The sequence below is a fragment of the Herminiimonas sp. genome (assembly GCF_030645555.1).
GTDB lineage: Bacteria > Pseudomonadota > Gammaproteobacteria > Burkholderiales > Burkholderiaceae_D > Oxalicibacterium.
In genome coordinates this window covers 1-4,071 of the sequence record NZ_JAUSME010000334.1, presented here as the reverse complement: position 1 = coordinate 4,071, position 4,071 = coordinate 1, and the positions used below count along the sequence as shown (strand labels likewise).

4 protein-coding genes are annotated in these 4,071 nt (G+C 57.9%); 1 reads left to right on the top strand and 3 read right to left on the bottom strand.

Features of this window, described 5'->3' with window-relative positions; all coding sequences use genetic code 11:
* Window positions 1–1,137 (bottom strand): TIGR03862 family flavoprotein (locus Q7T06_RS12515; protein WP_304785136.1); only part of this gene is annotated, 1,137 nt, incomplete at its 3' end.
* A gap of 221 nt (window positions 1,138–1,358) precedes the next feature.
* On the opposite strand from Q7T06_RS12515, the gene Q7T06_RS12510 reads away from it, so the two are divergent.
* Window positions 1,359–1,931: a DNA-3-methyladenine glycosylase I gene (locus Q7T06_RS12510; RefSeq protein ID WP_304785135.1), complete on the top strand. Its 573-nt coding sequence runs from the start codon at window positions 1,359–1,361 to the stop codon at window positions 1,929–1,931.
* Window positions 1,932–2,355: 424 nt separating this feature from the next.
* Here Q7T06_RS12510 and Q7T06_RS12505 read toward each other — a convergent pair whose 3' ends face one another.
* Together Q7T06_RS12505 and Q7T06_RS12500 are read right to left on the bottom strand one after the other, a co-directional pair.
* Window positions 2,356–2,850: an SET domain-containing protein gene (locus tag Q7T06_RS12505; RefSeq protein ID WP_304785134.1), complete on the bottom strand. Its 495-nt coding sequence runs from the start codon at window positions 2,848–2,850 to the stop codon at window positions 2,356–2,358.
* 279 nt (window positions 2,851–3,129) lie between these two features.
* A partial coding sequence (locus Q7T06_RS12500) for a methyl-accepting chemotaxis protein (RefSeq protein ID WP_304785133.1) occupies window positions 3,130–4,071 on the bottom strand: 942 nt, incomplete at its 5' end.

Sequence of the window (4,071 nt, the reverse complement as noted above, 5' to 3'; positions counted from 1 at the left end):
CCAGTCGAGCATTTCGCCGCTGCAGAAAACGCCCGGTAGCGCGCGCGCCATCAAGTGTTCATCCAGCGCTTCAAACAAGACGCCGCCGGCACTGCTGATTGCTTCATCGATAGGGCGCGCTGCGAGCAATTTCAATGGCAGCGCCTTGATGGCCGCCGCCAGTTTTTGCGGCTGCGCATAATCTGCTTTATCCACACACTCGCGCAACAAACCCGCTTTCACGCCGGTAATGCCGACCTTGCTTTGCAGGTGGCTGGCCATCGAGCGTGAACCGCGCGGCTGCGCGACTTCCGCTAGTACGCGTTCCAGCGTCTTGCCGGGTGCCAGATCGAGCGTCAGGGTAGCGCTGCCGTGGGCAGCGATTTGATCGCGCAGGTGGGCCGACAAGGCATAGATCAGGCTGCCTTCGACGCCGCCGTCTGTCACGACAAATTCGCCTTGCCGTCTGTGCACGCTGCCATCGGCAGCGCTGCAGCTGGCTATCACCGCCTTGACCGGCTGGCCGGCATAACGCTGCTGGAAATGCGCGCTCCAGGCGAGGTCGAAGCCACAGTTCGCCGGCTTTAGTGCGGCGCTGCTTATGCCCTGCGCCGCCAGCAGCGGCAGCCAGGCGCCGTCGGAACCCAGCCGCGCCCAACTGCCGCCGCCCAGCGCCAGCACGGTGGCATCGGCCGCCACGCTGACTGCGCCATCCGGCGTGTCGAAATGCAGCTTGCGATCCTGCTCCCAGCCCAGCCAGCGATGGCGCATATGGAAGATCACGCCGGCATCGCGCAGGCGCTTCAACCATGCGCGCAACAGCGGCGCTGCCTTCATGTCGGTCGGGAAGACGCGGCCCGAACTGCCGACGAAGGTTGCTATCCCGAGATCGTGCACCCAGGCCCGCAGTGCATCCGGACCAAAGGCTTGCAGCATAGGGGCAATCTGCGGCGCGCGTGCGCCATAGCGTGACAGGAAGGCTGCGCTGGCTTCAGTGTGCGTCAGGTTCATGCCGCCCTTGCCGGCCAGCAGGAATTTGCGGCCTACCGATGGCATCGCATCGTACAGATCGACCTGGATGCCGTGCGCCACCAGTATCTCTGCCGCCATCAAGCCGGCCGGCCCGCCGCCGATGACGGCGACCTTGCGTGTGGACATGGGCTTATTCGGCATAAGTAATATCTTGCTTGAAGCGCAGGGCAGCGCGCATGAAAATTCCGGTTGAATCCGGGGTGAATTGCGGTTTGGATACAGAGGCGCCATTCTTGACCAAGGCGGAAATTTGTACAAGTGATTAAATGCCTTGCCCGTTCTTGTGCAGAGCGTATCGGTGGTAATGTTATCTGCTTGACTCCTTTCTTTTCGATTGCATCCCGACCATGACGCTTGCTCGCTGCAGCTGGGCCAATCTGGCCAACCCGCTTTATCTCGCCTATCACGACGAAGAGTGGGGCGTGCCCTGCCACGATGAAACACGCCTGTTTGAAATGTTGAACCTGGAAGGTGCGCAGGCAGGATTGAGCTGGTCGACCATCCTCAACAAGCGTGAGAATTATCGTGCCGCCTTCGATCTATGGGATGCGGAAAAAATAGCCCGCTACGATGCGGCTAAGGTGGCCGAGTTGTTGGCCAACCCGGGCATCGTGCGCAACCGCTTGAAAGTAGCCGCCACGATCAACAATGCACAAGCCTATCTGCGCCTGCGCGATGAAGTCGGCGGGCTGGATCCGTTCCTGTGGGCTTATGTGGATGGCACGCCTCTCCTGAATACGCGCGCCAGCATCAATGAAACGCCGGCCAAGACGCCCTTGTCCGATCAATTGTCCAGGGATCTGGCCAAACGCGGCTTCAAGTTTGTCGGCTCGACGATAGTTTATGCATACATGCAGGCGATCGGCATGGTGAACGATCATGCAAAGGATTGTTGCCTCTACCAGCCGCCTGCAGCATGACGATGCGCGACGACAGGACAAAAAAAAGCCCGCACAGGAGGCGGGCTTAAATCTATATCAAAGGAGGAGACATAGAGGAGACAAACGAAGTATAGGGTGGACAGCTTTTCAGGGCCAATTTCCATTTCCAATATCAGATATGCGTTTTGTGAATGCCGTATCGGCCAACACCAGATAATGCAATAAACACATGCTGCAGCAGCTTTGAATAAACCCGGCGCCTGCAGATGCTGCAGGCAAAAAAAAGCCCGCACAAGAGGCGGGCTGAAATCTATATCAAAGGAGGAGACATAGAGGAGACAACTGAAGTATAGGGATTGTTGACGCGGCGCACCAATTTCCATTTCCAATATCAGATATTCGCTATGTGAATATGACGATCTGGCATTCATTTGCCTTCAGGCAAGTCCCCTGACCCCCTCGCTTAACGCTTTTTGCTTTTCGGCGCCAGCATCGTGTGGCGGCAGCTGGCTGCGCCACAACGGCATTCGTAAGCCTTTTTCACTGCTTTGGTCTGGCGTTCATCAACGACCAGGCCATAGTCGTAATTGAGTTCTTCACCGCGCTTGATATCACGCAAGGTGTAGATATAGACGCGTTTTTTCTCTTCGCGCGCTTCGCAGTTGGGTTCGCATGCATGATTGATCCAGCGCGCATCGCTGCCGTCCACGCCGCCATCTATCATCTTGCCGTTTTCGAGGCTGAAGAAAAACGTGTGGTAAGGATTTTCAGGGTCGGCGCCGTGGCGTTTGGCCGCCTGTTTTTCAGAGATGCGCTCGCCCTCATATTCGACCACGAAGGTATCGGCCGGAATGTTGCGCGTCGCAAAAACACCGCGACCGTGGATAGGTGAATTCCTGACGATGAAAGCCGGCTTGTCTGAAGATTTGGCGGGTTTGCTCTTGCTCGATGAGGTCATGTTGGGTTCAGTGACTAAAGGGATAGTGGTTCCAGAAGTGCCTGCGTCTGGCCGCCGTTTACCAGGCAGGGTTCTGCCGGGCAAGCGCGTCATTGTCTATCAATACAGCTGCGCCGACAATTGTCCTCTGCAGATTTCTTGAAAATCGGTGATGGACGGGATGCCTGCTCCGCATGCGTGGCGGCGAAAAAAATGCATGCAAGCTGGACCGGCTTGCATGCATCGTGCAGCGTGTGCGCGCGGAATGGAGGCATCCGCGATCGCGTCTAATCGGGCAGCTTAAAACTCTTCCCAGTCGTCACCGCTCTTGTCGGCAGTAACGGGCTTTTGCGGTTTAGTTGCGATTTGTCTTTGCGCCGGAGTAGCGGAAATGGCTCTGGCTGGTGCTTTGGCGAGTGCCTTTGCCGGTGCGCGTGCAGGTGCAGCTTGCTGCATCGCGCTGTTGCCGCTGAGACGGAAGACGCTGACGGCGCGTGATAGTTCGACCGCCTGATCCTGCATGCTTTGTGCAGCAGCGGCAGCCTGTTCGACCAGTGCAGCGTTTTGCTGCGTCATCTCGTCCATCTGGCCGATGGCCTGATTCACCTGCTCGATACCGTCGCTCTGTTCCGCGCTGGCAGAAGTGATTTCGCTCATGATGTCGGCCACATGTTTGACCGAGTTGACGATTTCTTCCATCGTGGTGCCGGCCTGATCGACCAGCTTGCTGCCGGCATCGACCTTGCTGACCGAGTCGTCTATCAAGCTCTTGATTTCCTTGGCGGCGCTGGCACTGCGTTGCGCCAGATTGCGCACTTCGCTGGCCACCACTGCAAAGCCGCGTCCCTGCTCGCCTGCGCGGGCTGCTTCTACTGCCGCATTCAATGCCAGGATATTGGTCTGGAAGGCGATGCTGTCGATGACGCCGATGATGTCGACAATCTTGCGCGAACTATCCTTGATCGAACCCATCGTCGTTACCACCTGGCTGACCACTGCGCCGCCCTTGACTGCCACTTCGGAGGCGGAAACGACCAGTTGATTTGCCTGCCGTGCATTGTCGGCATTCTGGCGCACGGTCGAGGTCAGTTCTTCCATCGAGCTGGCGGTTTCTTCCAGCGAGCCGGCTTGCGATTCGGTGCGGCTCGACAGATCGGCATTGCCGGAAGCGATTTCGCCGGACGCGACGGTGATGGTTTCTGTGCTGTTGCGCACGGTGCTGACGGTTCTGGACAGGCTTTC